The 24,176-nt window shown below is 43.4% G+C and carries 22 protein-coding genes; 12 read left to right on the forward strand and 10 right to left on the reverse strand.

What is annotated here, in order from left to right; translation table 11 throughout:
* The first annotated feature begins 21 nt into the window (after positions 1-21).
* The 3 genes from AAA942_RS18690 (at position 22) to AAA942_RS18700 (ending at position 3,474) form a co-directional block, all read left to right on the forward strand.
* Positions 22-450, forward strand: coding sequence for an Hsp20/alpha crystallin family protein (locus AAA942_RS18690; protein WP_338221825.1), 429 nt, complete (start codon positions 22-24; stop codon positions 448-450).
* 161 nt (positions 451-611) lie between these two features.
* Positions 612-2,111: a S1C family serine protease gene (locus tag AAA942_RS18695; protein WP_338221965.1), complete on the forward strand. Its 1,500-nt coding sequence runs from the start codon at positions 612-614 to the stop codon at positions 2,109-2,111.
* 91 nt (positions 2,112-2,202) lie between these two features.
* Positions 2,203-3,474 carry a serine hydrolase domain-containing protein gene (locus tag AAA942_RS18700; protein WP_338221826.1) on the forward strand — a complete coding sequence of 424 codons (1,272 nt, stop codon included), beginning with the start codon at positions 2,203-2,205 and terminating at the stop codon, positions 3,472-3,474.
* A gap of 28 nt (positions 3,475-3,502) precedes the next feature.
* Here AAA942_RS18700 and purN read toward each other — a convergent pair whose 3' ends face one another.
* From purN to sucD, 5 genes are all read right to left on the reverse strand, one after another.
* Positions 3,503-4,060, reverse strand: coding sequence for a phosphoribosylglycinamide formyltransferase (gene purN, locus AAA942_RS18705; protein WP_338221827.1), 558 nt, complete (start codon positions 4,058-4,060; stop codon positions 3,503-3,505).
* A 113-nt stretch (positions 4,061-4,173) separates the two neighbouring features.
* A complete protein-coding gene (locus tag AAA942_RS18710) occupies positions 4,174-5,037 on the reverse strand; it encodes an ROK family protein (protein ID WP_338221828.1) in 864 nt (287 codons plus the stop codon).
* A gap of 61 nt (positions 5,038-5,098) precedes the next feature.
* Positions 5,099-7,426 (reverse strand): glucosamine-6-phosphate isomerase, encoded by a 2,328-nt coding sequence (locus AAA942_RS18715; RefSeq protein WP_338221829.1) that lies wholly within the window; start codon positions 7,424-7,426, stop codon positions 5,099-5,101.
* Between the two features lie 224 nt (positions 7,427-7,650).
* The gene (locus tag AAA942_RS18720) at positions 7,651-9,105 is read right to left on the reverse strand and encodes a DUF294 nucleotidyltransferase-like domain-containing protein (RefSeq protein WP_338221830.1); all 1,455 of its coding nucleotides are present in this window, start codon (positions 9,103-9,105) and stop codon (positions 7,651-7,653) included.
* A gap of 104 nt (positions 9,106-9,209) precedes the next feature.
* A complete protein-coding gene (gene sucD / locus AAA942_RS18725; RefSeq protein WP_338221831.1) occupies positions 9,210-10,091 on the reverse strand; it encodes a succinate--CoA ligase subunit alpha in 882 nt (293 codons plus the stop codon).
* Between the two features lie 160 nt (positions 10,092-10,251).
* On the opposite strand from sucD, the gene AAA942_RS18730 reads away from it, so the two are divergent.
* From AAA942_RS18730 to AAA942_RS18750, 5 genes are read left to right on the forward strand one after another with little or no spacing between them, the layout of a single operon-like run.
* On the forward strand, positions 10,252-13,662 hold the full coding sequence (locus AAA942_RS18730; RefSeq protein ID WP_338221832.1) for a sensor histidine kinase: 3,411 nt from the start codon (positions 10,252-10,254) through the stop codon (positions 13,660-13,662).
* Between the two features lie 42 nt (positions 13,663-13,704).
* Positions 13,705-14,880, forward strand: coding sequence for a hybrid sensor histidine kinase/response regulator (locus tag AAA942_RS18735; RefSeq protein WP_338221833.1), 1,176 nt, complete (start codon positions 13,705-13,707; stop codon positions 14,878-14,880).
* Positions 14,881-14,883: 3 nt separating this feature from the next.
* Positions 14,884-15,516, forward strand: a complete 633-nt coding sequence (locus AAA942_RS18740; RefSeq protein ID WP_338221834.1) for an ABC transporter ATP-binding protein — start codon at positions 14,884-14,886, stop codon at positions 15,514-15,516.
* Positions 15,513-16,787: an ABC transporter permease gene (locus tag AAA942_RS18745; protein WP_338221835.1), complete on the forward strand. Its 1,275-nt coding sequence runs from the start codon at positions 15,513-15,515 to the stop codon at positions 16,785-16,787. The genes AAA942_RS18740 and AAA942_RS18745 overlap by 4 nt, the downstream gene beginning before the upstream one ends.
* Before the next feature lie 54 nt (positions 16,788-16,841).
* Positions 16,842-17,252: a hypothetical protein gene (locus AAA942_RS18750; RefSeq protein WP_338221966.1), complete on the forward strand. Its 411-nt coding sequence runs from the start codon at positions 16,842-16,844 to the stop codon at positions 17,250-17,252.
* 28 nt (positions 17,253-17,280) lie between these two features.
* On the opposite strand, the gene AAA942_RS18755 is transcribed toward AAA942_RS18750, so the two are convergent.
* Positions 17,281-18,102: an aminotransferase class IV gene (locus AAA942_RS18755; protein WP_338221836.1), complete on the reverse strand. Its 822-nt coding sequence runs from the start codon at positions 18,100-18,102 to the stop codon at positions 17,281-17,283.
* A gap of 123 nt (positions 18,103-18,225) precedes the next feature.
* Here AAA942_RS18755 and AAA942_RS18760 point away from each other — a divergent pair, with 123 nt between their 5' ends.
* Complete coding sequence (locus tag AAA942_RS18760) at positions 18,226-18,648, forward strand: hypothetical protein (RefSeq protein WP_338221837.1); 423 nt, start codon at positions 18,226-18,228, stop codon at positions 18,646-18,648.
* Between the two features lie 2 nt (positions 18,649-18,650).
* On the opposite strand, the gene AAA942_RS18765 is transcribed toward AAA942_RS18760, so the two are convergent.
* From AAA942_RS18765 to AAA942_RS18775, 3 genes are read right to left on the reverse strand one after another with little or no spacing between them, the layout of a single operon-like run.
* Positions 18,651-19,103: a c-type cytochrome gene (locus AAA942_RS18765; RefSeq protein WP_338221839.1), complete on the reverse strand. Its 453-nt coding sequence runs from the start codon at positions 19,101-19,103 to the stop codon at positions 18,651-18,653.
* Positions 19,100-19,738 (reverse strand): SCO family protein, encoded by a 639-nt coding sequence (locus AAA942_RS18770; RefSeq protein ID WP_338221840.1) that lies wholly within the window; start codon positions 19,736-19,738, stop codon positions 19,100-19,102. Before AAA942_RS18770 ends, AAA942_RS18765 begins: the two co-directional genes overlap by 4 nt.
* Positions 19,739-19,741: 3 nt before the next feature.
* Positions 19,742-20,275 (reverse strand): CopD family protein, encoded by a 534-nt coding sequence (locus AAA942_RS18775; protein ID WP_338221841.1) that lies wholly within the window; start codon positions 20,273-20,275, stop codon positions 19,742-19,744.
* A gap of 60 nt (positions 20,276-20,335) precedes the next feature.
* Between AAA942_RS18775 and AAA942_RS18780 the strand changes: the two genes are divergently transcribed.
* From AAA942_RS18780 to AAA942_RS18790, 3 genes are read left to right on the forward strand one after another with little or no spacing between them, the layout of a single operon-like run.
* On the forward strand, positions 20,336-20,740 hold the full coding sequence (locus AAA942_RS18780) for a hypothetical protein (RefSeq protein WP_338221842.1): 405 nt from the start codon (positions 20,336-20,338) through the stop codon (positions 20,738-20,740).
* The gene (meaB, locus tag AAA942_RS18785; RefSeq protein WP_338221843.1) at positions 20,737-21,729 is read left to right on the forward strand and encodes a methylmalonyl Co-A mutase-associated GTPase MeaB; all 993 of its coding nucleotides are present in this window, start codon (positions 20,737-20,739) and stop codon (positions 21,727-21,729) included. The genes AAA942_RS18780 and meaB overlap by 4 nt, the downstream gene beginning before the upstream one ends.
* Complete coding sequence (locus AAA942_RS18790) at positions 21,726-22,487, forward strand: DUF4163 domain-containing protein (protein WP_338221844.1); 762 nt, start codon at positions 21,726-21,728, stop codon at positions 22,485-22,487. The genes meaB and AAA942_RS18790 overlap by 4 nt, the downstream gene beginning before the upstream one ends.
* 63 nt (positions 22,488-22,550) lie before the next feature.
* On the opposite strand, the gene dnaA is transcribed toward AAA942_RS18790, so the two are convergent.
* Positions 22,551-23,969: a chromosomal replication initiator protein DnaA gene (dnaA, locus tag AAA942_RS18795; protein WP_338221845.1), complete on the reverse strand. Its 1,419-nt coding sequence runs from the start codon at positions 23,967-23,969 to the stop codon at positions 22,551-22,553.
* Positions 23,970-24,176 lie beyond the last annotated feature (207 nt).

Below are 24,176 nucleotides of genomic sequence, written 5' to 3' on the forward strand. Positions count from 1 at the left end.
AACGCAAAACCAACAACAATTATGAAACTCGTAAGAAACAATCAATTGGACCCTCAGCTTCCCGTGACATTCAGCGGAATGCTCGATCGATTCTTCAATGACTCTTTTGGTTCTGCTTTGCGGCAATTTAATCCGGCTGTAGATATAGCAGAAGATGAAAAGTCCTATGAAATCCACGTGGCTGTTCCAGGAGTGAAGAAACAGGATTTCAAAATCGATCTTTTGGATGGTAAACTGACCATATCCGGAGAGAGAAAGATGGAAGAAAAGAAAGAAGGAAAAAACTTTCATAGTGTACAGACTCAGTTTGGTTCTTTTGTCAAATCTTTCTTCATCCCAGAAGATGTTAAGGAGAATGAAGTAGAAGCAAGCTACGAAGATGGTCTTCTAAAGATCACCTTGCCGAAAAAGGAAAAGGTGGTAAAAAGGGCCTCCATTGAGGTCAAATAATTAAAGAGTGGGAAAACCCACTCTTTCTTTTTTTGTTGATACAGTAGGACTCGCGGATGCGGTTAATTCTTGTTAATTTGGAAGGCTATCGTATCCTAAGGTTCGTTTTTTGAGTCTTAGATTGTACTTCAAACAAAATTAAAACTATGACAGCAAAATATATGAGTAAGAGACAATTCTTCCTAGGTATGCTTATGGCGGCCCTGATAGGTGGAGTAGTCGCCTTGGCAGGGGTTAATTTTCTTTTGAAGCCACAGAGTGCTTCTTCATTTGACGAAAAGCAGCAGGCCAGTTTCGTGAATCTCTTGGGTGGGGAAAATTTCACCGTCCCGGATGGGATCAATTTCGTAGCTGCAGCCCAAGTGGTGACTCCAGCCGTTGTCCATGTCAAAAGCCAGATTGCCTATACTCCGAGAACTGGAAGAGATCCTATTCAGGAATTCTTTGGTTTCCCTGACCCAAGGGAAAGACAGAATCCAGGCGGGGCTATGCCCATGAGTTCAGGTTCAGGAGTGATCATTTCTCCGGATGGCTACATTGTCACCAACAATCACGTGATCGATGGGGCTACCAAAATTGACATTTCTCTGGAAAACAATAAGCGATATGAGGCTACATTGGTAGGAACAGATCCGACTACTGATTTGGCGCTGCTGAAAATAGACGCCAATAATCTTCCATTTGTACGGTTTGGTGATTCTGATCAAACCAGTATTGGAGAATGGGTACTTGCAGTCGGAAATCCCTTTGATTTGAACTCTACCGTGACTGCGGGAATCATTTCGGCTAAAGCCAGAAATATTGGGATCCTTCAGGGGGTTGAAAACAATCTTCAAATCGAATCATTTCTTCAAACAGACGCGGTGGTTAATCCCGGAAACTCAGGAGGAGCTTTGGTTAACCTTGCCGGTGAACTAATTGGGATCAATACGGCGATTGCAACTCGCACAGGTACATTTTCAGGGTATTCTTTCGCAGTGCCAAGTACTTTGGTGAAAAAGGTAATGGATGACCTGATGAAATATGGGGCAGTTCAAAGAGGCCTTTTGGGAGTCAATATCCAAAGTGTTTCTCCTGAGTTGGCCGATCTACTGAATAAAACTTTCCCTGTGGAGCAGGGGGTTTACATCGGTGGTGTGAATGAGAACTCTGCCGGAAAGGAAGCAGGCCTTCAAGAAGGAGATATTATCATTGCCGTTGATGGTCGCCAAGTAAATAATGTGGCCATGCTTCAGGAAATGGTAGCTCGAAAGAGACCTGGTGATCAGGTTGAGGTAGAATACATCCGTGACGGCAAGACCAAAAAAGTCACTGCAACTTTGAAAAATTTCTCCGGTGACACCAATATCATCAAGCGTGAAGTTCCTAAATCCTATGCCTTTGAAGGAGTTCAATTTGAAGATCTCAAAGAGAGCCAGAAAGAGCAGCTTAATATCTCCGGAGGTGCTGTGATTAAAATGAATGGCAATGAAGATTGGAGAAGGGCAGGAGCAAGAAATGGATTCATTATTACTTCAGTGATCGCGGACAATGGTCGCTCAAGAATCAACAATGCTCAGGAGCTGATCGACTTCCTTTCTGATCATCAGGGAGAAGAGATCGTTGTCTTGGGTATGTTCCCGGATGGAACCGAATATTATTTCGAATTGGAGCTGAACTAGAAGAACTTATCAGCTTGGAGCCGGCAAATCTGATTTGCCGGCTTTTTTGTTGCACCTTTTTGCTATTTTCATGGATAGCAAAACTCAAAACATGAAACCAATCCTTGCAATTATCCTGCTCGTATTTCTCCTGAATCCTCTCCAAGCTCAAATCTTGAGTCCGGCAGGAAATAATTCATTAACAGGAATTTCCAAAGAGAGAATAAATAAACTTGATGCTATGCTCGAGGAAGCGGTTTCCAGACAGCAAGTTCCGGGCTTGGTGGCTATGGTAGTCAAGGATGGAAAGATCGTCTATCACGAAGCCAAGGGGCTTTCTGATATGGCTTTTGGGAAAAAAATGGAGAAAAATTCCATTTTCCGAATTGCCTCACAGACAAAGGCAATTACTTCTACTGCCGTGATGATATTGTGGGAAGAGGGAAAGTTCCGACTGGATGATCCGATCTCCAAATTCATTTCGGAATTCAAAAACCCGCAGGTTCTGCAGAACTTTCGCTACGGAGATACTACCTACACCACCAAACCAAGCTCGAAGGAAATTACCATCAGACACCTTTTGACCCACACCTCCGGTCTTGGGTACGGGGTCATTGATGGAGATGAACGGATGAAGATGATTTATCACAAGGCTGGAGTAGTTGACTTATTCACTACAGAAAATGTCACTATCGGTGAAAGTGTAAAGAGGCTGGCCAAACTGCCTTTGCATCATGAGCCTGGAGCCAAGTATACCTATAGCGAAGGCTTGGATGTCTTGGGATATTTGGTCGAAATCATTTCAGGAATGCCCTTCGATGTCTTTTTGAAAGAGCGGATTTTTGATCCTTTGGGAATGAATGATACGCGGTTTTATTTGAATGAAGCCCAAGCCCCGAGATTGGTGACGGTCCACACCCGAAAAGACAATCAATGGGTGTCCTTTCCAGTGACTTTCTACGACCCGGATTATCCCAAAACCGGGGCAAAGGCCTTTTTCTCAGGAGGTGCAGGCTTGTCAAGTACAGTGGAAGATTATGCCAAATTCCTTCAGATGTATCTCAATGGAGGAATCTACAATGGAAAAAGAATCCTGAGCCCAACCACCATCGAGACCATCATGACCAATCAGGTGGGCGATCTCTTGGGTGATGGAGGAAAAGATTATGGCTTGGCCTTTGGACTGGTGGATGCCAAAGGAGTGCAAGTTGGAGGGATTGGTAGCCTCGGTACTTTTGATTGGGGTGGCTATTTCAATACTCAATATTTTGCAGCACCCCAAGAGAAACTCATTGGCTTGATCTTCAAGCAAACCTCAGGAGCTGGAAATGGGGATGAGACTGGCTGGAAGTTCAGACAGATGGTTTTTACCCTTGTGGAATAATTCTGGCAAAAATCCGAGAAAAGATCAATCAAAGAAGGCTGTCAATCACTTGGGGGAAAAACCTGTGCTCCAAAGCATGAACTTTTTCAGCGATAGTTTCAGGGGTGTCTTCCTCGCTGACTGAGGTTGCAGCCTGAAAAATGATCTTCCCCTCATCGTAGTGTTCATTTACCAAATGGATGGTAATCCCGGTTTCTTTGTCTCCGGCTTCTTTTACCGCTTGGTGTACGTGAGCCCCATACATGCCTTTTCCTCCATATTTGGGCAATAGGGCAGGGTGGATGTTGACAATTCGATCCGGGAAAGAGCGAATGAGGCTTTCGGGAATTTTTAAAAGAAAGCCTGCGAGAATCACCCAATCGATTTTTTCCTGTTTGAGTTTTTCTTCCAAAAGCCCAGCATCCATCTCTTTTTTTGAAAAAGTGAAAGTTGGAACCTTGAATTTTTTTGCTCGCTCCAAGACATAAGCGTCCGGGTTGTTGGAAGCTACTAAGGCCACTTTTCCTTTGAAAGAGTTCTTAAAATATTCCATTATTTTCTCAGCGTTGGTTCCGCTTCCGGATGCAAGTATAGCCAGTCGAATCACAGGTGATGAATGAAGATTGGTCCAAAAATAACTGATTTAGCTAACCCAGTCGTATTTTTTTAAAGGGAAAGCAAAAGGAGACTTTTCAACTGATAAAAAGACAAAATCTTTTGTTAAGAAACTTTTACCAAGTCTTCTTCCACGTCTACCAATGCCACAGCACCATGAATGGCCGTTTCGTCCAATTCAGAAATAAGAATCTTTAAATTCTCAAGTACAGTAGGATAGGCAAAAGATTCCAGTGAACGGTACATGGATTTTTTGAACAGGGGATAGGATTTTCGGATAGATCCGCCTAGAACAATCGCTTCCGGAGCCAAAGAATATAAGATCATTTTGAGCAATTCGCCAAGATGGGCGCCAAACTCCTCAAAAGCTTTTATTGCCACAGGATCGCCTGAAATAGCTCTTTTGGCTAGGGCTTTGGGTTTGCTGGAGTAGAAATTCAGAAAAAACTTGCCGCTGCAATAATACTCGTAGTTGTTGTCAAGATAAGGAGCACTACACCATTCGCCAGCGGCGGAATTTACACCCGAATACAAGTGACCGTTTATTACGATTCCACCTCCTGTACCAGTTCCCAAGGTGATGCCTACCAGATTTTTGAATGGTCTTCCCACGCCAAATTTGTGTACGCCAATCGCAAAGCAGTTGGCATCGTTGTTTACAAATACTGGAAGGCTGAATCGTTCAGTAAGGAATTTTTTCAACTCCACATGTTGAAATGAAGGAATGTTAGAAAGTCCAACCACTATTCCGGACTCTGTCTCTACCAGTCCGGGAATACCCACTCCGATTCCCATTAGGTCATAGGATTCGTAGGATTGGATGAAGGCTGCTATTGTCTCCAAGATATACTCCTTGCTCTCCATAGCGGGAGTAGGGATCGACCGTATATCTTCGAGATGTCCGTCGACTAAGACACCTCCCTTGATTCCGGTGCCTCCAATATCCAATCCCAGAATGGCCTTTCCCATAGGCTTAGGTTATTTAATAGGTTTATTTATTTTAAATTTTCAATCGGAGAAGATGCTAAACTTAAAGCATTCCTTCGATGGATTTTTCCAATTCTCTTGCTGTCGCCAAAAACTCATCCACGCTCATATCTCTAAAGAAAATCAACCCGTGGCTTGCTCGTACTTTGGCTCTTTCATGCATATAGAAATAGTTTTTGCCCAGCAAAAGCTGAATGTCATTGAGCTGGCCTACCCAAGTTCTTTTAGCGACAGTACTGAATTTCCCATTGTGAGAATAGCTTGGGAATGAAGCATTGACCTGGCTCAGGTAGCAATTGGTGAATGAGTCTTCCATTACTGACATATCTCCTAGGGACACTGGTACGATGACATTGGCCTCATGAGGCTCAAACTTGAACCAAACATTCCGATATCCAATGATTCTCAATTTACTTGTATCGTGCTCCTCTCCCCATTTTTTCACCGCCGCCGCAGTGGCTTGAAGTACTTTGTAGTGGGTGTCTGGGCCAGAACCTTCTGGATCGAGTGTTAAACTAATCTTTGTAGGCTTTACTTTTCTGAACATTTCCACGATCGGTTCCACATCCCGATTTTTGTCCGGCTGCTCAGTGAAGATGTCACCTGTATAGAATCCAAGTCTTAGGTGGTGTACATTTTTCACCTGTACCCCAAAATATCCCCAGACCAATTCCTCTTCAAACTCCCGGATCATTCCTTTGAGGGTTTGAATCTTAGATGGGTTTTTCTCCCCATCGTAAGAGTTTCTGAGGATACTGATTACATCATTGATCGTCTCCCTCAGTTGAGCTTTGTTTTTGATGGACCAGATGATTACCAAGGCGCGAACTACTCTGTGAGAAAGGCCTCTTCTTCTGGCATCTGCATTTTCTGAGGCCACGTTGGTCAGGTAGTGGTAGACATCTTTGTCAGTCTTCAGACTATATCCGATTTGGAAAAAGTCCTCATAGTTTACCATTTGAATCTTACCCTCATCCAAAAGTTTGCGGGTATAGATCAGGGTGTCAATGACAAAAGTATTGGTCACAGCTGTAAACCCTGAGGTTAGAACTGAAAAATGGGCTTCGTTAGTAGGTTCGCTGAGCTGATTGGTGATATGGGGAAGAATGCCCAATGAAATATCGTCATGATGTGGGCCGGTATGAAGTAGAACCTGATCAGTCTCCTTTTCCAAGCCTTTGCTCAACTTAGCCTCAACACTTTGCATTACCTGATTTACCGTGTCCTCGGAAAGTCCCGGGATGAGACGGGTATATTTATCTGCTTTCAGGTCAGAAAGTTTGAGTCTATGTCCGTATTTGTTCAGCTTTTTGCAAAGCTCGATGACAGATCTTTCGGTTTTTTCAAAAGTCCATTCGCCCTTCTCGTAGTAGGCATCCAAGGAATCAGTAAGTTTAACTGCTGCTCCCTTGGTAAGGTAAAAGCGGCCATTCTTGAGCTTTTGAAGTACTGTAGCCGGATAGACATTATTCATTTTGGTCTCCAAAGAGTCTTTGACAATGCCTGCTTTTGCCTCTCCGGCGGCTATTATGATGCCCACCGCATCTTTGTTGTAGACGATGGTATCCAATCCTATCGTAATGACTAGTCTATTGGCAGAGACCTCAATTCCTCCGAGATCCCCTGCAGCTACCGCCTGAGTTTCGAAGTTGGTCTCGGTCAGTCTGGTAACCGAGTAAAGGTGCGAGCCCCGGGTATTGAATGCAATGTGCCCATCAGGACCTATTCCTCCCAAAAAGAATCCAATCCCCCCCAAATCCCTGATTCTTTGCTCATAATCTCCACACCACTGATCGATCATGTAGATGGATTCCTGCTGGATTTTTTCCAGATCATTGATCGGATCTCTGAATCTCAGGCTGAGGTCAACCTTGAGATCTGGAAATACTTCGCTGAAATGTCTGCCTCCGGATAGTGGGATTTCATCGGAGTTAATCAGAATTGCTTTTTCCTTGGATAGTCCAAATCCCTGCAAATAAAATTTATTTACATAATCGTAAAAGCTGTTGTGTTGCTTGGAGGAGATAGGATAAAACTCATCGATCTGTACGAAAGTCAAGTCTTTCAAAACCGGCTTCCTGGTCGACCCGAGCCCATATTTTTCCCTGATTTCTTTTCCTTTCTTCGCATCCCAATTCTCAAGCAGGTACTGTGTCCATTTGATAAAAAACTCAGGTGTTTTGCCGGTAGGCAAACTAATTACTCCCTCAGGATTGGCAGATGCCCACTCTAAAAATCGGCAGGCTGTCATCAAGCCCAACTTGGGGAAATTGTCTACGGTCAGGTAAGGAATCAGAGTGGAAATTTTGTCTACTCCTGATTCTGCCAAAAAGGCTTTTTCAACATCGGATAGAGGATACTTACTGAGCATGTAGGAAAGATGGATTAGGTGTGAATTGAGTTTTCTTGTCAGTTTTCCAAATTATATTTCGGGTTTTATTGTCCTATTGAAGGGTAAGTCAATAAAATCCCGTTTTTGATAAGATTTAATTCCGATTTATCCGAAATTAAAACTTCATTCAAAATTAAAAAACTTTATTGAATAAAAATAAACTTTTTTAAAAAAATTAAAAAAGTATCCTTCTCTATCAAAAATTATAAGGATCTGGTAAAGGAAATCCGGATTCTCGCCTGGAATTCTTCAATAACTTTAAATATCTCAATGAGGGTGACTTGCTGGATTTTTGTCAATGTTTTTACTAGGAGATAATTTTCAGGGGCTTTATTGGAATCCAGAAGTGAGGTAGCTTGGCTTTCCAGTCTGAGGCTCATGAAATATTCAAAAGCGTGGGTCAATTCCTGAACTTCCTTCTCTGAAAATATACCCTTATCCTTTAAAAGCTCTATTCTACGGATGGTATTGGGTTCTGTAATTTTGTGTTTTAAGGCATAAACCCGAGCTAAGTCTACGATGGGACGCATAGTTTTTTTCAAGTTTAGCTGCTTTTCTCCATCGATTTCTTCCGTTTTAATTCTCTTGAAAAAGGTAAGAGGAGGTTCGTATTGAAGCGCGTTTTGACCCAAACTGAGGAAGAAGCGCTCGGAGGCTTGATCCATCAAGTTGGCCATGTGATTTTTTAGCTCGTCAATCAAAGACAAATCCCCATAAATTCCCCTGCAGTCAAAAAAAGTGGAATAATTCATAGCGGTTTCCTGAGAGGCATCACTGACCCACTGTAGGTAGTTGTTTTTCCAATGGGAGAGGGAGTGCGTCCATTTGGGATTCATAGCCATGAAGTTTCCCGCACAAAAAGAAAGACCGATTTCATCCAATGCGGAAGATACCCGAGTGGCAAATTCCAGAAAATATGCTCTTACTTCCTCCCGATGTTCATTGGCTTTGTCTGCATAGATGATTCCATTGTCCTGATCTGTTTTCAAGGTCAATTCTCCCCTTCCTTCACTTCCAAAAACAAAAAATACAAACGGGGCCGGTGGGGGGGCGAATGATTTTATTACACGCTCAATGACCCTTTGAGAAATGGTGTCGGCTACTGTAGTGATGATTTGATTGACATAGGCGGCTTTCATTCCTCGGGAGATAAGCAGATGAATCAGGTCAGGCATTTTTTGCCACTTTTCCCTGAGTTCGGAAAACTGACGCGCCTCTTTCACGGATTGGATAAACATGAAGGGGCCTTGACTTTGTTCGGTGAGAACTTTGGTCCTGCTGATCCAACCTAAAAATCCCTGCTCATTGCCGACAAGCAAATAGCGGGCTTTGGATTGAAACATCAGCAAAAGAGCTTCTACCAGACTGGATTCTGGGGAAATGCTGATCAAATCTTTTTCCATTATCCTTTCTACCTCTGTTCCTGGGTCCAGCCCCGCGGCCAAAACACGATCTCGCAGGGTAAGGTCAGTAATGTATCCAATGAGCTGCTTGGACTGATGACCTATAAATAAGCAACTGACCTGTTCTTGTGCCATATATTGAGCACAGCTTTGAATAGAGGTTTCGGGAGTTACCCATCGGATGCTTCTGACCAGGAGGTCTTTTACCTTTTTGGAGTAAAATTGGTCAGATACCAAGAGGTGGGGAGCTTGCATTCTGGAAGATACAAAAGGCCCAGAAAATATGTCAAAAAAAAGCCCCGGAGTATTTTCCGGGGCTTGGGTTGAATGATTGGTGGAAATTAATTATTCAGATTGTTTTAGGCGTTTATACCTAGAGCTTTGGCCATGGTGGCCCCGATTTCTGCAGGGGATTCTACTACGTGAATGCCATTTTCTCTCATGATTCTCATTTTGGCAGCAGCAGTATCATCTGCTCCTCCAATGATCGCTCCTGCATGTCCCATTCTTCTGCCCGGAGGTGCTGTCTGCCCTGCAATAAAGCCAACAACAGGCTTTCTGTTTCCTGTCTCTTTGATCCACTTGGCAGCCTCGGCTTCATAATTACCGCCGATTTCTCCGATCATGACAATGGCGTCAGTCTCGGGGTCATTCATCAGCATTTCCACGGCCTGCTTCGTAGAAGTACCGATGATGGGATCACCTCCGATACCGATGGCAGTAGATACGCCAAGACCTGCTTTGGCTACCTGATCAGCAGCTTCATAGGTCAAGGTCCCTGATTTGGAGACGATGCCGATTCGTCCGGGTCTGAATACAAATCCTGGCATAATTCCGACTTTTGCTTCTCCTGGAGTGATGACTCCGGGGCAGTTAGGGCCAACAAGGACACAACCTCTTTCCTTGATATAAGGCTTGGCTCGCATCATGTCAGCTACAGGAATGCCTTCAGTAATTGCTATGATTACTTTGATTCCCGCGTCAGCGGCTTCCATGATGGCGTCTGCTGCGAATGCAGGCGGTACAAAAATAATGGAAGTGTCAGCACCAGTCTTTTGAACAGCTTCTTCCACGGAATTGAAAACGGGTCTCTCCAAATGAGTGGAACCACCTTTTCCAGGAGTTACACCTCCTACTACTTGGGTGCCATATTCGATCATTTGCTGGGCATGAAAGGATCCCTCAGAACCGGTAAATCCCTGGACGATAACCTTTGAATTCTTATTGACTAGTACACTCATCGATGCGCTTTTTTAAGTTTGGCACAAAAATAAAAGAAACCACCCGCTGACAAAAGAAAAGGTAAACAATCTCAGATGAATTTGGGAAGAGGAATCTTTTTCAGATTTTAGTCCCATGCTTGGGCGTTTCAAATTCCTACTGATTCTTGGTTTCTGGCTTATGATCGGCCAGAATGTAGCTTCTGCCCAGAGCTATAAATTTAATCTTCAACCAAAGGGAGTTCGGCTTCCTGTCCAGACTGTCCTACAGATCGAACAGGATACCTTAGGCCAGATGTGGTTTGCCACCACTCGCGGGGTAGTCTATTCAGATGGTATTCAGACCTATGAGCTTACGGATACACTGCTCCGAAAATTTGCATTTCGAATTTCTGTTCATAAAGATGAGGATGGTCATTTTTGGCTCTACAATGGAAGCGGTGTCCCTGTTGTATTGAAGGGGACTCCCACCGGTTGGGAGGAAATTGAATTTCCTGAACGACTGAATGAAAAATTTTCCTCTGAAATCAGATTTTTCACCCTGGGTAGAGGAGATAAAAAACGTCTTTTTGTAGATACTGGATATTCTTTAATCTATTGGGGCACAGAGGATACTAGTAAGAAGATTATTTCAAGAGATCCTGCATTGATGGGCAATCTGACTTCTGTTCTGAGGTGGAGGGAGAAGGATATCCTTTTCTTCAGCAAGGGGATATTTGTTCTGGAAAATGGGTTTTTGAAGGAATTTAATCTGAAAGGAATTTCTCTGCCTAATACCCCCACTGTAGTCAAGCAGGCACCATCAGGAGACTATTATTTTCTTGGGAATAGTTTTCTGGCCAGAGGTTCTACTCCGGATTTTCCAGAGGAAATCTTGGACAGGGATTTTACCAACCCTGAAGTCATCAGTTCCCCGTACTTTTCGCTGGATTTCAAAGGGGATTATGTTTATTACCATTACAATTCTCAATTTAAAAGATATCATCCCTCTAGAGGTCGCCCCCTTCTTTTGGATTTGTTCTATTTATTTCGTTCCAACTACATACATACTCTTTTTGTCGACCGAGAAGGGATTTTGTGGGTAGGAAGTAGCAGAGGATTAGCCAATAGTAATAGTCAGGCATTCCAAAATTATGGAGTGGAATCAATCGAATTTTTGGGAGAGGAAATCACAGCCATTTCAGAATTAGAGCCCGGGACTTTCCTTTTTGGATTTAACAATGGAATTCAAAAATTTGACAGATCGGGTATCAGTACTCTTCTGAGGGACAATAACATCAGAGGAAATCCGAATCAGCGCATAATTAATTTTTCGAAAGCTAAGTCGGGGGAAGTTTGGTTTTCTGCCAATTGGGGAGGAGTAGGATATTTCGATCCCTCTAGCCAACGGCTAAATCTAATTTCTCCGCCTACCGGTGTCAATATTTCCTCGGTCAATGTGCTGGGAGACAGTATCCTGATCACCAATTCTGAAAGAGTCTATTTCACCTCTTTAAAGGCACTAAAGCAAGGAAATTATGGAAAAGACCTTTCCTCTGAGATAAGGGAATTATTGGGAGATGTGACCAATTTCCAAAGGAAATCGGGTAGGCTTTCTAATGGGAAAATCATAGTCATGCGAGCCGGCCGACTTGAAAATGAACATCCCGTCATCGAGTCACCCAAATATGTTTTGGCAGAAGGATATGATTTTTATGAATTGGAGGATGGGGGTATTTTGATTGGGACTGAATATGGGCTAAAGCTTTACAAAGACGATAAGCTGGAGCTTTTTTCCTTGGGAGGAAAAACCATCACTCATCCGGTATTTGTCTTGATGAAAGATAGCAGAGGTGAAATCTGGGCGGGTACGGATCACGGCGTTTTTATTTTATCTGAAGGAAGAATTATCAATTATGACGAACCGGGAGGATTAGTAGGGGATGAGGTCAATCGAGGGGCGCTTATGCAGGCTAATTCTGGTAGAGTGATGATAGGAACTCACAAGGGCCTCTCCATTTATTTTCCCGATGATCAATCAAGTGGAGATATTGCTCCAGAAATTTTTATAAAGAGTGTAGTCTTGGGGGATTTGGATATTTCCTCAGGTGATATTTCTGAGGTTCCAAGTAATAAAAATGCACTAAGGGTTCAATATGCCGTGCCGGCTTTCAATGAATCCAAAGAATTATTTGTTCACTATCGTCTGGCGACCTCGGAAGATACACCCTGGGAGGTACTTAGAGATCCTAGATCCAATGAGTTGTTTTTTCCGAATTTGCCTCATGGAGAGTATGTTTTTGAATTGAAGGCATCCTATGATGGAGAGATTTTTTCTCCTACACTTAAAGCTCCTCCATTCAAAATTAAAAGACAATTTTATTTACAGCCCCTGTTCTTGAGTTTTGCCGTTTTATTATTGGTAGGAATCGGAATACTTATCAATGTGGTGTATAGGCAGGTTAAGAATTTGGGTGTTTTAAAATCAGAAGTAGATCAGAAAAGCCGGGATAAATTCCTTGCCGAGCAGCAGTTTAAAAATGTCTGGAACAGTTCTCAGGACGGGATGGTACTGTTTCTAGGCAAAGACCAAATCCTAACCACCAATCCTGCTTTTGCGCGGTTGATGAATAAAGAAGTCGCTCTTCTTGAGAACACGTCTTTTTCTGAACTTCTTGCACCTCAAGCCAACTTAAGGTCAGACTTGGTGAGGGTTTTAAGTAAAATCCGAGAAACACCCGGCAATGGGATTTCATTTGAAGCTCGAATAGACTGGAAATCAGGTCCTTTGGAAATGGAGTTGTTTTGTGTCCTGCTTGAATCTGACTTTTCCGGGAAAGAATTGATTCTTTGCGTTTTCAAAGATATAACGGCTCAGAAGCTTGCAGAAAAAAACCTGAAAGTAGCCAAAGACAGGGCAGAGGAGGCCAATCGGTTCAAAACAAGCTTACTGTCCAATATCAGTCACGAAATCAGAACCCCTCTCAATGGAATCATAGGAGGGGCTGAGCAGATACTGTTGCTAAAGAGGGGAGATTCCGAACTTTCCGATTTGGTGGAAATCATTCTACATAGTGGGGAGCGTCTTTTGGGAACCATCAATTCACTTTTGGAATTGGCTCGGATCGAGGCCAATAAAATGCCAGTGGTCTATACCTCTACGCAAATCCATCCCTTCTTTGAATCTCTGGTCAAGCCGCTTAAAATCTCAGCCTCAAAGAAAACATTGGGGCTAAGTATGGATTTCCTCAGTCCTGATTTTGAGGGAAAAATAGATCGGAGATTTATGGAAATCATTTTCAATAACCTGATTGGAAATGCAATCAAGTACACACAGGAGGGTAAAATTGAGGTGTTTATTTCAAGAGAAGCAGAAGAATTGGTGTTGGAAGTCCTTGATTCTGGGGTAGGAATGTCTCCTGAGTTTCTGGGGAAAATGTATCAGCCCTTTGAACAAGAAAGTACCGGAAACAACCGTCTTTTCGATGGGACTGGCCTTGGCCTGAGTATCACCAAAAATCTCGTAGACCTGCTTCAGGGTACGATTTCCATTTGGAGTGATAAATTCAAGGGCACTCGGGTTCAGGTGAAAATCCCCTTGCCGAAAGATTAATTTTTGTATTTTGCCTCCAAACCCAACCTTGAATCCATCCTTATGTTTTCATTAAATATCCTCATCGTTGAGGATGATTCTGTTTCAGCTTTGCTACTTCAGCGAGCACTGGAGAAAAATGCCCATCAAATTATAGGAATAGCCGACTCTGGAGAAAAAGCCTTGGAGATTTTGGAGGATAATCTCGCCGATATTGTGATGATGGATATCAATCTGGCAGGGGAGCTAGATGGTATCCGCACGACAGAGATTATTAATGAAAAATACGATATCCCTGTAGTGTACCTTAGTGCCAGCTCGGATGCGGAAACGCTCAATAAAGTAGTCGGTACCAATCCAAGTGCATACGTCATTAAGCCTTTCAATATCCGTGAGCTCAACATGGTGATTGAACTGGCGATTTTCAAGGACAGAAAAGAAAAAGAGCTCCAGAAACTCAATAATGAGCTAGAGGAAAAAGTAAAGCTCAGGACTGCAGAGCTTTACGAAGCCAATAAAGAACTTACCAAAGCCCTTGAAAAAGAACGAGAAATCAATGAGCTGAAATCCCGGATTGTTTTGAACGTTTCCCATGGATTCAAAACGCCATTGACCTCTATCCTGAGTTCTGCTCAGCTTCTTCAGATTTATGCTGAAAAGGATCACCCTTTCCGCCAAAAGATCACCAAGCATGCTTACAAAATAGAGAATTCGGTCCGGGCATTGAATAATCTACTGACCAGTGTATTGTTCTTTGGAAAAGCTGATGAAAATAAACTGGAATTCAAGCCAAAGAAAGTATTTATGGGGGCATTTGTAAAGGAAGTCCTGGATACAGTGAAGGCAGGAATCGAAAATGATGTAACTATCAAATCAGAAATCGGAGAAATGCCCAAAACGCTGACTACCGATCCTGAATTAGTCTATCAGGTGCTGGAAAACCTCCTTTCCAATGCAGTCAAATACTCAAAAAATAAAGGCCAGGTAGAGTTTAAGTTGAATATCGAAAACGGCGCTCTTAAGGCAACGGTTGCAGACAAAGGAATCGGAATTCCAAAATCAGAACAAAGCCAACTTTTTGATCGGTTTTTTCGTGCCAAGAACGTCGGGATCATTGAGGGATCCGGTTTGGGGCTATCTATTGTTAAAAAATGCATGGAAGTGCTCCATGGTGAAATCGAATTTGAAAGCGAACAAAACAAAGGCACCGTTTTTCGGGTATCCATTCCAGTTAAATAAATTATGCTTTTACAAGCCAAATCATTAAGCTTTGCCCATCCCGGGCAAAGGACCATTCATTTTCCTGATTTCGATTTAGATTCAGGCCAATCTCTATTGATTTTGGGGAATTCCGGTTCAGGAAAAACGACCCTACTCAATCTTCTCGGTGGACTTTTGAGTCCTGATTCCGGCGAGGTGGTTTTGGACGGAGTCAAAATCAATGACTTGAAAGGGCAAAAGTTGGATTTATTCAGAGGGAAAAATATTGGGATTGTGTTCCAAAAGCCTCATCTGCTCGCAGCGCTGAATGTCCGTGAAAACCTTGAACTCGCTCATTTTTTCGGTAAAAAAGAAGGGCAAAAAACAATAGAACTGCTTCGTGAACTCGGAATTGCCGATAAAGCAAAATCCTCGGTCCGAGCCCTCAGTGAAGGGGAAGCGCAGCGAGTCTCCATAGCGCGGGCATTGGCCAATGCACCCAAACTTATCCTTGCTGACGAACCCACCTCTAGCCTTGACGATAGCAATACAGAGAAGGTCATTCGTTTGCTTCAGACCCAAGCCTCAAAAATAGGTGCAGCCTTGATCATCGTGACTCATGATCAGCGTGTCAAGCAGCATATTCCCAACTTTATTGAAGTCAAAGCCTCATGAATCTCTTCAAAATAGCCTGGAAATACCTCACCTTCAGACCGCTTTCGACCGGCTTAAATGTCTTCTTGTTGGCCTTGGGATTGGCGATCATTACTGTTTTGCTACTTGTTCAGGATCAATTCGAAAAGAAAATGAATCAGGATGCTGCAGGGATCGATTTGGTGGTGGGGGCCAAAGGGAGTCCGCTCCAGTTGATACTTTCCTCAGTATATCACATAGATTTTCCCACTGGTAATATTCCAATGGATGAGGCACAGCGACTTTCCAGAAACCGTCTCGTAAAGAATGTCATTCCCCTTGCCTTGGGGGATAATTATCAGGGTTTTAGGATCGTTGGCACCAATCACGACTATTTGACTTTGTATGGGGTTGAGCTTGAGGAGGGAGCGGCTTGGGAAGAGCCTTTCGAAGTGGTTTTGGGCTCAGAAGTAGCAAAAAAATCAGGTCTGACACTCGGAAGCGAATTTTCGGGAAGTCATGGAATCAGTGTGGGCAGCCACGATCATGATCAGCATAATTTTGTAGTCAAAGGCATTTTGTTCCCACGTGGCAATGTCGTCGATCGGTTGGTATTGACCAGCATAGAGTCCGTTTGGTATACACATGATGAAGAAGGTGGAGAAGAAGAAGCTGATGAAGAGGGTGTTGTACATGAAGATGAAGAAGCGCATCATGACCACTTTCACCATCCCGTGGCCAAAACGGGCTTTCCACAGACTGACGAAGAAAGAGAAGTAACCACTCTCTTGGTGCAGTACCGAAGTCCTATGGCTGCAGTCCAGCTTCCCCGAATGATCAATTCAGGGACTTCCATGCAAGCCGCCTCTCCATCTTTTGAGATTTCCAGGTTGTTTGAGCTTTTGGGTATTGGGATCACTTTGCTGGAGGGAATAGGTTTTATATTAATCGGGGTCTCAGGTCTTGGGATTTTCATAGCCTTGTACAATTCACTGAAGGAAAGAAAATATGATCTTGCTATTCTTCGGGCATTGGGTGCCTCGAGCATGCAGCTGGTGATTTTGGTCTTTTTGGAGGGAATCCTGTTGACCTTTTTGGGAGCGGTGGTTGGAATCGGGTTAGGACATAGTTTTTTGGCTTTCTTGATCAGTAAAGGTGACCCGATGATGACATCATCTTTAGAGCCTTGGATTTTTCTAAAACAAGAACTTTGGATAGTAGCTTATGCGTTAGGAGTGGGTATTGTTGCCTCTGCTATACCGGCTTGGTCCGCTTATCAGACCAGTATTGCAAAGCAATTGACAAAAGCTTAACTAGGGAGAAATTTGAAATTGAATACAATGAAAAAGTGGTCTGTAAGTATCATTATGATGGTTTTCTTCTTGCTTGGAATGCAGGGAGTAAAGGCTCAAGGCGTGTGGAAAAACCTGGCTGAGGTTTCTTATAAAATCAGCGAAGACCAATTTGGGGAGCTATATGTTCCGGTCTTTTCCGAAAATATTACCAAGCTGGAAGGTAAAGTAGTGGAGGCAGATGGCTACATCATCCCTTTTGAGGGGATGTTTAAGCCTGATCATATCATTTTGTCCAGCCTACCCCTTGCTGAGTGCTTTTTCTGCGGTTCAGGTGGTCCGGAGACAGTGATGGAGGTGATGCTAAGCAAACCTATCAAATACACCTCCAAGCGGGTCAAAGTCAAGGGGAAGCTTACCTTAAATGCATCTGACCCGGAAAAACTGATGTATATCCTCAAGGAAGCAGAATTGATCCTAGAATAACAAAAAAGCTCCGTAGGGAGCTTTTTTGTTAGGATACGGTTACTTTTTCCAACTCTCTGAATTTTCCCAAGATCGTCTGAGTGACAGGTCCCACTTTTCCGTTGCCGATTTTCCGTTCGTCTATTTGAGTTACCGGTAGGAGTACTTTGGTCGTACTGGAGATGAAAGCCTCATCTGCATCCCAGACCTCTTCTAAAGAAATCGGTCTTATGATGGCATTTTGGGCTATTTTCAGCAATTGTTTTCGTGTAATCCCTTGAAGAATATGCTGGTCTGGGGTGTGGATTATTCCATTTTTCACAATGAAAAAATTACTTCTTGAGCTTTCACTGACCCATCCGTTCCAGTGATAGAGTACATCCTCAGCCCCTAGCTTTTTCCAATTGACACTATGCCATACAGGCAGGGTATAATTGGTGGTTTTTATTTCGGCAATTGGTCTAACATACTCAAGAGTAAGTAGTTTGATTCCGTTTTGGTACTTTTCTTCCGCAGGGAAATCTAGAGATTCGGCAAAGATGAATAGTTTTCCATCTGCGGGAGAGAAGTGATTGTCCGAAACTCCTCCGCTCAATACCATCCGGAAACCTCCCTGTTGAAGGTCATTTTTTTCAATCAGTTCAAAAATGACACTCCTCAGTTCTTCTCGGGAAAGTGGCAAGGGTAAATGAGTTTTTTCTGCTGATGCGATAAAACGATCCAGATAGTCTTCGAGAAAAAGGGGCTGATAATCGACGGTCCTGAAAAAGTCGAAGATTCCATAGCCTCTGATTAGCCCCAAGTCCATTGGGTGAATGGTAGCAGTCTGAGAATCAATGATCGAGCCGTCAGCAAAACAAAAGGGTTTCATAATTTTTCAGTTTGAATCAAAATTAGCCAATGGAAGGCGAAATATCATCAGACTAAATTTTGAAGGTTTAATTTTAACTAAAATAAGATTTTATTGTATGTTTGTTATAGATAACACATCAATATGAAGTACTCCATTGTTTTTTTGCTTTTTGGCCTGATAATTCTTTTTCAATCCTGTGGAAATAAGCAAGTTGAAGCTAATAAAAAGCTTAGAGAAGAAGTGATTGCTGTTCACGATGAGGTAATGCCAAAAATGGGGCAGCTTAAATCTCTAGAAAAAACAGCTCTACAGATGGTAGAAGAACTGTCTGCAAGCCCTGATCCCAATCAGGAAAAAATTGATGCACTGAAGACACTTGCCGTAGACTTGGACCAAGCCTACGAGGGCATGTTTGTCTGGATGAGGCAATATGAAATCGAAGACGGGGAAAAAACTCCTGAAGAAGTCAAGGCCTACCTGGAAGATCAAATGGTCAAGGTCACTAAAGTGAATGAGGACATTAAAAATGTGCTCCAAAAGGCCGATTCCCTGATCAAGCAGTAGTTTCAGTAGCCATTGGGGGATTCTCGAAGGTATTTTTCGACATCAGCAGCAGAAATGACCCCTTCCTCCATTCCCCAGATATTGTAGAGATAAGTAGTGATTTGCGCGATTTCCAATGGAGTAAGTTGAGCATTGGCAGGCATGGGTTGATCGTATTTTTGGCCATTGACCGTGATTTCTCCTTTTTGTCCATTTCGGATGATCCATACAGTCCGATGAATGCTGGCTTTGAAATAATCCGCATCCCTGAGAGGAGGTATCAGTTTCCCCAGCCCCCGCCCATCGGATTGATGGCAATTCGCACAATAATTTTCATAGAGCCTTTTCCCATTTACAGCGAATTTCATCACCTCAGGATCAGAAATCTGAGCAAGGGTATTTTCCTCATTGGTTGATTTCGGACTACAGGCAAATACCAAAACTGATAAAAAAAGGAAAGAGAAAACGCCTTTCATTTCTTCAGCAGTTTGGGGATGTCATTGAGCAATCGGTCCACTTGGTCCGATTTGGTACCATCGTAGACCCCACGGATTCTTCCCTGTCCATCCACCAAGGCGAACGCTCCAGTATGCAGGAAGCCTCCCGGTTCCAATTGATCTGCCATTGCTGTAGTCAGGTAGCTGGTTTGCCCAATTTCAAAGATCTTCTCCTGATCACCCGTAAGGAAATTCCAGGTTTGGGCATCTTCCACCCCCAGCTTTTCTGCATAGTCCCTGAGTACTTTTTGGGTATCATGGGTCGGATCAATGCTATGACTCAGGATTACAAAATCAGGGTTGTCCTTGTATTGCTCATATACCCTAAGCATTTCCTTTTTCATGATGGGACAGATGGTAGGGCAGGTGGTAAAAAAGAAGTCTGCCACATAGATTTTTCCTTCTACATCTGCATTGGTAATCGTATCTCCCATTTGATTGATGAAAGAAAACTCAGCGATCTGGTGATATACGGTGTCCTGATTGTCATCTACATACCTTTCTCCCAAAATTGGGAGCTCAATGGCGGAACTTCCGGATTCTGAACCCGAAGAGCAGGCACTTATCGCTACTACAATCACTCCAAAACCAAGCAAAAATCGAATCAATTTCATGTTTTAATCTTTTCTGTATTTTTTATAAATCTTAATCCCAAGCATGAGGAATACTCCCAATCCTACTAGGCCTACGATTCCCCAGACCATACTCAGGGTACTTTTCAGTACGATCAGGAATACTATAGCAAAAAGCAAAAGAGTGGCAACTTCGTTCCATAATCTCAGCTGAGTAGAGGTCCAGCGGGCTTTTCCACGCTGTAGTTCTTTGTACAAAACATGAGAAAAGCCGTGGTATACATACAATAGCAACACGAAGGCGAGTTTGGCATGCATAAAGCCCAGCTGCATATATCCCCATCGGTAAGTCAACACCCAAATCCCAAAAATCAAAGTCAATACCGCTGAAGGCCAAGTGATGATGTACCAAAGCCGATTGGCCATGAGGTCAAGTTGAGGTTTTAGGATTTTGCGTTCGGCTTCAGGTTTTTCCAGAGCTTCGGTCTGGTAGATAAACAGGCGGACGATATAAAACAGCCCCGCAAACCAGGTGACCACGAATATAATATGGAGTGCTTTGATGTACTCGAATCCCATTTTCAGAATTTTGGGCTAAATTACTGCCATAAAGGAACAAACCTTGCTTTCACCCCGAAAATGAAAAACAACAAGTGGATAATTTATGTTTTGGGCACTCTGGTGGGTATTCTTTTGTATAAAATCATCAGTGAAAGCCTTTCTCAACCCGGCTTGTCTGTTTTTGAAGGAAAGTATGAGGAGTTGGCTTTTTTCAGAAATGAGAACAACACCGGGCCTGTCATCCGGGTGTATGCCATTCGGGCTTTGGACGAGGATTTGTCTTGGATGAAAGGTTTTGCAGATGCCCAGCCCCACACCAAATATGGCAAGACGCTGGTTTTTTTCTTTTCCCGGGATCTAAACCAAGAAATAGAACTTTCCCCCACAGCACCCCATTTCCCTGAGCAGTTTGCTGCTTTCCTTCTCGCAGAATACGAAAAAACTCCCATGGGAGAGTCCCGCTTTTTACCTGCCAAGCCATGAAAAAGAGACTGAGTTTTGAAGCTTTTCGTGAAGGGGTTCTCAGCGGTGACCGGGTGGTTTTGAGTCAGGCGATCACGCTGGTGGAAAGCGCTTTGGATGCAGACCAAGAACTCTCTGCCCGCTTGGTACAGGAAATACTTCCCTTCTCAGGTCAGTCTATTCGGATCGGGATCACTGGAGTCCCAGGAGTTGGGAAAAGTACATTTATCGAAGCGTTTGGAAGCTGGCTGTTGGATCAAGGAAAAAAGGTAGCGGTTTTGGCTGTAGACCCAAGCAGTCAGCTGACCAAGGGAAGTATCCTGGGGGATAAAACCCGCATGGAAAAACTGTCCTCCGACAAGCGGGCATTCATCCGACCTAGTCCATCCGGAAGTACCCTTGGTGGGGTTAGTGGCAAAACCAGAGAATCAATCTTGCTTTGTGAGGCTGCGGGATTTGATGTGATTCTGGTGGAGACCGTGGGGGTAGGACAGAGTGAAACTGCCGTTAAGAATATGGTAGATTTTTTCCTCCTGCTGATGCTTTCAGGTGCGGGAGACGAGCTTCAGGGAATCAAAAAAGGAATCATGGAGATGGCAGACCTTTTGGTCATCAACAAAGCCGACGGAGAAAATCTGGATGCAGCCAAGAAAGCCAAAGCCAATTACCAAAATGCGCTTCATCTCTTTCCCGAGACAGAGAATAACTGGTATCCTCAGGTTCTTTTGGCCAGTTCTTTGACTGGATTTGGCTTAGAGAAAATCTGGGAAAATCTACTGAATTACGAGCTGAAGATGAAGGCCTCAGGATATTGGGATAGGAATCGGGCAGGGCAAAGGCTGACTTGGCTGGAAGATCAAATCCAGTATTTGTTGGGGCAGGCTTTTCTGAGAAATCCCACGATAAAGCAAAAACTGGAAACCGAAAAGCCAAAAGTAAAATCCGGTGAATTGAATCCCCGGATTCTGGCAAATCAACTTATCGATCTCTTTCTGAATCCTAAGTCATGAATTATTTCTTCATTTCTATTTTTGCTTTGCTCATGTCCTGCGGGCCAAGGGAAATTTACCAAGAGGAAGGGGCAGAGATTTTGTCGCCTCTTATTTTTGAGATGGATTCCTTGGTGAGGGAAAAATGCGTCGGAGAAAGCTGTGCTCAAATCCGTCTGGTATGGCCGATGGCCAAAGGTGGAGAGAAAGCAGATATAATCAACAGTCAAATCCGCGAAACTGTCAAGAATTTGATGCAATACGGAGAGAAGGATTCTCCTGATTTGGAAGCGGGAGCGGATCAGTTTTTGGAAGAGTTCCTCAGCTTCAGATCCGAATTCCCGGAATCTGCTCAAGAGTGGGAAATTCAGGTAGAAGGGGAGGTGTCCTATTCCTCAGATCAAACCCTGAGCATTTTCTTTTCTCAATACACCTATCTCGGAGGAGCTCATCCCAACAGTATGGTTTATTTCTTGAATCTGGACTATACCTCGGGTAAAGCCCTGGATAGTAATCAGTTAGTTTTGAATGAAAAGGAGCTTTTAAAGCTGACTGAGCAAAAATTCAGGGAGTATCACGAGGTAGAGGAAGGTATTTCTTTGGAAGAGTCCGGGAAATTCCTCCTTCCCGAGACTGGCTTTTTTCTGGCGAATGCCATGGGCTTTCAGGAAGATCGATTCAAGGTAATCTACATCCCCTATGAGATCGGGTCTTACGCGATGGGTTATACTGAGTTGGAATTTTCCAGAGAAGAACTGAAAGAAATTGTCCGCTGGTAAAAGCAGGGGAATGAAAAGTTTGAGCTTTGAGAAAATCTCAAATTTCAAATCTCAAATTTCAAATCAATAAGATCTGATCTTGAATTTTTTCTTCAACTCATTCACCGAGTTGCGGAAGCTTGAATCCGTCTCCATCATATCATTGACTGTCTGAATGGCGTGAATGACTGTGCTGTGGTCCCTGCCTCCAAAGTGATAGCCAATGGATTTGAGCGAGTGATTGGTGAATTCCTTGGAGAAAAACATAGCCACCTGTCTGGCGATCACGATCTCTTTCTTTCGTGTTTTGGCTTTAAGTTCATCGGCATGAATTCCAAAGTATTCAGATACTGCTTTTTGGATAAATTCAATGCCTACTTCCGTTTCAATGTCTTTGATGAAGTTTTTGATCACGGTTTTGGCCAGTCCCAAGTCGATTTCCACTCGGTTCAAGGAAGCATGGGCAATCAATGAAATCAAGATTCCTTCCAGCTCTCTGACATTGGTATCAACGGTGTAAGCCAAGTATTCGACTACATCGTCAGGGATAAAGATCCCCTCAGACTGCATTTTTCTTCGGATGATCGCCACACGGGTCTCGAAGTCGGGCATTTGCAGATCAGCCGTCAGGCCCCATTTGAATCGGGAAAGCAAACGCTCTTCCAGTCCTTTGAGGTCTCTTGGAGGACAGTCAGAGGTCATGATGATTTGCTTTTTGCTTTGGTGGAGATGGTTGAAAATGTGAAAAAACATCTCCTGTGTTCGGTCTTTTCCCGCCAAAAACTGAATGTCGTCGATGATCAGAACATCGACCTGCATGTAGAAGTTGGTGAAGCTCTTCACGTTTCCGTCTTTGATCGAATCCATGAATTGGTTCACAAACTTTTCCGAGGATACATAAAGAACAAACTTGTCCTCGGGACCATTTTTGATCTCATTGCCTATGGCTTGGACTAGGTGAGTTTTTCCCAGACCCACGCCTCCATATACCATCAATGGATTGAAAGAGGTGATGCCTGGCTTGGTGGCTACTGCAAAGCCGGCAGAGCGCGCCAGTCGATTGCAATCACCCTCAATGTAGGTGTTGAACGTATAGTTTGGATTCAGATTGCTTTGCGTAAGCATATCCGCATCCAGAGACTGCATTTCAAAAGGTGTCTTAACTTCTGCAGGTGGCGTAGTAGGCTTTTTCCCTGGAGAATTGCCTTGCGGGAAGGAAACGACATAGGGCTGATTGGCTGAGTTGCCTTTGTCCACTACTACGGCGTATTCCAGTCTTCCATTTTGGCCAAGTGTACTTTTGATGGCCAATTTCAGCACCTGAACGTAGTTGTCCTCCAGCCATTCATAAAAAAACTGGCTGGGAACCTGAATGGTCAGACTTGAACCTTCTAGTTTGACCGGATTGATGGGCTTAAACCAGGTGGAATAGCTTTGCTCATTGACGTGTTGTTCGATCACACGCAAGCATTCATTCCAAACTGCACTGGCTTCTAGACTCATTAGTAAAGATTTACTTGAAGAACCTCAAATCTTGGCTAAGACGAGGGCGTCAAATTTGTGGAAAATTAACTTAAATAAAAAATTGAAAAAGGCTTGAAAAAGTGAATAAATGATAATCGAAAAGGTGATTTGACAGTTTATTCGGTTTGTGGACAGGATTCAGTTGTATTTTCGGTTAAGGCGATTTTTTTCATTTTTTTTCACGGA

The organism is Algoriphagus sp. oki45, assembly GCF_036245605.1.
GTDB lineage: Bacteria > Bacteroidota > Bacteroidia > Cytophagales > Cyclobacteriaceae > Algoriphagus.

Bases quoted from the DNA above. Each gene is read 5' to 3' on its own strand.
- AAA942_RS18690 (WP_338221825.1), top strand. From the start codon at position 22: ATGAAACTCGTAAGAAACAATCAATTGGACCCTCAGCTTCCCGTGACA.
- AAA942_RS18695 (WP_338221965.1), top strand. From the start codon at position 612: ATGAGTAAGAGACAATTCTTCCTAGGTATGCTTATGGCGGCCCTGATA.
- AAA942_RS18700 (WP_338221826.1), top strand. From the start codon at position 2,203: ATGAAACCAATCCTTGCAATTATCCTGCTCGTATTTCTCCTGAATCCT.
- AAA942_RS18710 (WP_338221828.1), bottom strand. From the start codon at position 5,037: ATGGGAAAGGCCATTCTGGGATTGGATATTGGAGGCACCGGAATCAAG.
- AAA942_RS18715 (WP_338221829.1), bottom strand. From the start codon at position 7,426: ATGCTCAGTAAGTATCCTCTATCCGATGTTGAAAAAGCCTTTTTGGCA.
- AAA942_RS18720 (WP_338221830.1), bottom strand. From the start codon at position 9,105: ATGCAAGCTCCCCACCTCTTGGTATCTGACCAATTTTACTCCAAAAAG.
- sucD (WP_338221831.1), bottom strand. From the start codon at position 10,091: ATGAGTGTACTAGTCAATAAGAATTCAAAGGTTATCGTCCAGGGATTT.
- AAA942_RS18730 (WP_338221832.1), top strand. From the start codon at position 10,252: ATGATCGGCCAGAATGTAGCTTCTGCCCAGAGCTATAAATTTAATCTT.
- AAA942_RS18735 (WP_338221833.1), top strand. From the start codon at position 13,705: ATGTTTTCATTAAATATCCTCATCGTTGAGGATGATTCTGTTTCAGCT.
- AAA942_RS18740 (WP_338221834.1), top strand. From the start codon at position 14,884: ATGCTTTTACAAGCCAAATCATTAAGCTTTGCCCATCCCGGGCAAAGG.
- AAA942_RS18745 (WP_338221835.1), top strand. From the start codon at position 15,513: ATGAATCTCTTCAAAATAGCCTGGAAATACCTCACCTTCAGACCGCTT.
- AAA942_RS18750 (WP_338221966.1), top strand. From the start codon at position 16,842: ATGATGGTTTTCTTCTTGCTTGGAATGCAGGGAGTAAAGGCTCAAGGC.
- AAA942_RS18755 (WP_338221836.1), bottom strand. From the start codon at position 18,102: ATGAAACCCTTTTGTTTTGCTGACGGCTCGATCATTGATTCTCAGACT.
- AAA942_RS18760 (WP_338221837.1), top strand. From the start codon at position 18,226: ATGAAGTACTCCATTGTTTTTTTGCTTTTTGGCCTGATAATTCTTTTT.
- AAA942_RS18765 (WP_338221839.1), bottom strand. From the start codon at position 19,103: ATGAAAGGCGTTTTCTCTTTCCTTTTTTTATCAGTTTTGGTATTTGCC.
- AAA942_RS18770 (WP_338221840.1), bottom strand. From the start codon at position 19,738: ATGAAATTGATTCGATTTTTGCTTGGTTTTGGAGTGATTGTAGTAGCG.
- AAA942_RS18775 (WP_338221841.1), bottom strand. From the start codon at position 20,275: ATGGGATTCGAGTACATCAAAGCACTCCATATTATATTCGTGGTCACC.
- AAA942_RS18780 (WP_338221842.1), top strand. From the start codon at position 20,336: ATGAAAAACAACAAGTGGATAATTTATGTTTTGGGCACTCTGGTGGGT.
- meaB (WP_338221843.1), top strand. From the start codon at position 20,737: ATGAAAAAGAGACTGAGTTTTGAAGCTTTTCGTGAAGGGGTTCTCAGC.
- AAA942_RS18790 (WP_338221844.1), top strand. From the start codon at position 21,726: ATGAATTATTTCTTCATTTCTATTTTTGCTTTGCTCATGTCCTGCGGG.
- dnaA (WP_338221845.1), bottom strand. From the start codon at position 23,969: ATGAGTCTAGAAGCCAGTGCAGTTTGGAATGAATGCTTGCGTGTGATC.